This window comes from Microcoleus sp. AT8-A3 (genome assembly GCF_036705675.1).
Classification (GTDB): Bacteria; Cyanobacteriota; Cyanobacteriia; order Cyanobacteriales; family Microcoleaceae; genus Microcoleus.
Genome location: NZ_JAUBVD010000130.1, coordinates 1 through 3,303, shown reverse-complemented (window position 1 = coordinate 3,303; position 3,303 = coordinate 1). Strand labels below are relative to the sequence as shown.

At 46.3% G+C, this 3,303-nt stretch carries 2 protein-coding genes; both read left to right on the top strand.

Annotated elements, in window-relative coordinates:
• The first annotated feature begins 117 nt into the window (after positions 1 to 117).
• On the top strand, positions 118 to 369 hold the full coding sequence (locus QUB51_RS30160; protein ID WP_333058434.1) for a hypothetical protein: 252 nt from the start codon (positions 118 to 120) through the stop codon (positions 367 to 369).
• Positions 370 to 604: 235 nt separating this feature from the next.
• Positions 605 to 3,303, top strand: a 2,699-nt coding sequence (locus QUB51_RS30155) for a YncE family protein (RefSeq protein WP_333298378.1), incomplete at its 3' end; no start/stop codon positions are given.

The following is a 3,303-nucleotide window of genomic DNA, read 5'->3' as shown; positions in this document are numbered from 1 at the left end:
TTAATTAATCCGAAACATCTCAAAAACTGGTTTACTAATTGCTGCTACTGTACCTCATAACATCCGGAAGTGCTGTATCACAAGCAAACAGCTCACTCGCATCTACGGAAATTAAACATGAAACTTGTTAAAGATTCACCTTTTAACTCTCAAGATCCGTTTCAGAATTTCCTCGCCCCAGAATTCGAGATTGATACCAAAAACTTACTCAATAGTCAAGCTTACGCCAGCAACATCTCAGAACAAACACTCGCTCCACTTCGGGCCGCTGACAACAATAGCGCTGAAGACATCGCCAGCTTTTCCAACTCCCTCAGTTTGAGTCAGAGCTTTCCCAACACAGATTTTACCCCCCCCCGCAAAAAATAGCGAACTGGATGCTCTGACTGGGGAAATTATAGGTGAAAGGGATCTCGACTATTACGACAAAGATGCTTTAATCGGCGAAAGACGCGCATCCCAACTCGCACCAACAGCTTCTAATCCCAAAGCACCTCCCATCATCCAAAGTGCCGAACTTAAGTTTACAGACAGCAACAATCAATCTTTTCCCAACAATCAACCCGTTCTCTTCATCACGGGTACTAATGTATTAGTAGATAACTTGAGCGACCCGTTAGGCAGCCGATTCAGCGACTTAACCGTTAAATTTTTCGTAGGCAGACAAGCTTACGAAGGAACAGTTTTGACAGACAAAAGTCGCAAATTGGCAAACAATCAATTTGAAATCGCCGTTCAAGTTCCCAACACCGTACCGTTAGGTGAATCGCGCATCGTCATCAGCCGCAAGCAAAACGAAAAAGTTAGCCCAAATCCCTCAGAACCAGCCAAAGAAGTTAAATACGATAGCAGTCCTTACCGAATAGAAAACAATACAGAATACATCTTTGGCGCGCAGTGGACAACAGATAAAATCGCAATTATTAACGGTGCAAATCCCGAATCAGTCGTCACAGCTACTAATAGCAGCGACTTGTCGATTGCCAGCGTTTCTGTAGGCACGGATGACATACTCGATCGACCGCGAGAACTAACACTCACCAGTGACGGCAGCCGTGCTTATGTAGCGATGGATCGTTCCGGGCGCATTGCTGTAGTCGATCCGATGACCAGGCAACAGGTAGACACTCAGCCGAATACCGCTGGTATTAACCCGATAAATTTGCCCAGCGGTGCAGAACCTCGATCCATAGTCATAGACCCCCGCGACCAATACGCTTACATCGCAGACGGAAAAATCGGCAGCAACTCCATCTACGTTCTCGATATCAACCCATTTTCCTCAACCTATCACCAAGTCACCCAAACCATCCCAGTCGGTACAGCCCCGAACGGTTTGCGACAAATAGCTATTAGCAGCGACGGCAAAAAGCTGTTTGTTACCGCACCAAACGGCTCGAACAGCAAAATTTACGCTGTTAACATTGACCCCAAAGACCGACCCAGCGACCCCAGTCAAAACTCTAAAAAGTGGAATCAATTAATCGGAAGTATCACAGCCGATGAAGGAGTAGAAGGAATAGCAAGCACCGTCAATCCCTTAGCCATGACCTTTACAAACAGTGGGAAAGATAGCAAAGGATTTGGGGTATTGGACATTACTAATAATGACCCGGTGAGTTTTGCTGCTACCACCCGATATACAAATTTAGGGCTGGGTTCAACTTTTGATTACTTCGATGTGAATGAGGGAGTTTCGGTAACGGTTTTACCGGATGCTAGCTATGCGTTTGTTGTGGGTCGCAATGCGGACACGAAATTTTTCGGTCAGGAATTGCCCAGCGTGGATGGAGACCCGCGGGCCGGTAGCAATATCGGCATTATCAAAGACCCGCTGACAAATCCGCAATTAGTAGCAGCAACTCGACCAATTCCCGACGGATTTGCTACTGATTTAGCGCTTTCAGGTAATAGCAAGTACCTCTATGCTTCCTATCCCAATTTGAGCGGTGCTAATGGCAAGGTGTATGTCTTTGACACTGAAGAATTCGTGAAAACAGTGACAAACCCCGGTCAATTTCAAATTGATGCTAAAGGTAGGGGTGTCGGGCTGCCTTTGTTTGACACCACTACAGCACGAAATGCTACGGTTGCTGACTTGTCGGCGATTCCAATTGACAATATTAATCCGGCAGTTAGTATTGCTGCTGATTTTCAGATTCTGACTGATGCGAACAATCAATATACTTACGGCGTGCCGCCGGGAAGCAAGCGAGCTCCCGTTTCTGCAACTAATGCTCGCGGTTTGGCGGCGACACCGCTGGATTGGTTGGAGTTGACTGGGCCAGGGGATAGTTCAAATGACCTGGCTCCTACTTTTGAATGGGATTTTGACGAATTGCCGAGTGAAAATGTAGAAGAAGTTAACCTGTTCCTCAGCGTATTCGATGAAGGTGAAGGACTGCTGCCGTGGGATGAAGTTGTCGATTTACCAGACCCGAATGGCAATGAATTTCTGTTTAATCAAGGATTGAGCAAACCAGAACAGTTGGACTTATTGACAAAACCTTGGAATACTTCTTTTTACCGCAGCCAAGAGAACGACTTCAACCCCAACCGAATTCTAACTGCAACTTGGCAAAGAGGTGATGACGGCATTGGCAAGTGGACTTTGGATGGCGGGCAAACATTTATTGAAGGTACAAATACCAGCTTCACGCTACCTGACAACCTCACTTTGACAGCGGGTCAGGAGTACAATTGGGCAGTTGAAGCTTGGAATAAAAATGGTAGCCGGAACATAGAGTTTGGCGATTTTTGGACGCCAATATTGACCGAGCCCGATGATGGTAATGATGTCTTCCCCAGCGTAACTGTGCTGACTCATGGCTTCAAGCCTCCCTTTAGTGCTCCCTTTTTTGATAACCCTGGAATTCCTTCAGAGTTTTACCAACTGGGCAATAGTATTGCCAATGCAGGTGCTGAGGACAGCGGTTTGATGATGAGGTACGACCTCGCTACTGGTTATTGGGTTCCTGTTACCAAATATGGAGCGGTTGCGCCAGATTTCCCAGCAGGTGAGAATCCAGAAGACGACGCCAACTATCTCACCAAGTTGGAGAGTTACATAGCTCCATACTTTGACAACAATCAACCGTTAGTGCTGCTGAATGACTGGTCGAACAATAATGAATCGGCAACTCCTGATTCAGGTTTTAGCGAAGCAGTGGCAGATACTTTCTTTGCTTCCCTCGTGCAGTTAGACCAACTGTTTATTGATGACAATAGCACGGCAAAACAAGGAGCAATTTTCAATTCACCGCTGCATTTTATTGGCTTCAGTCGGGGAACAGTTGTTAACAG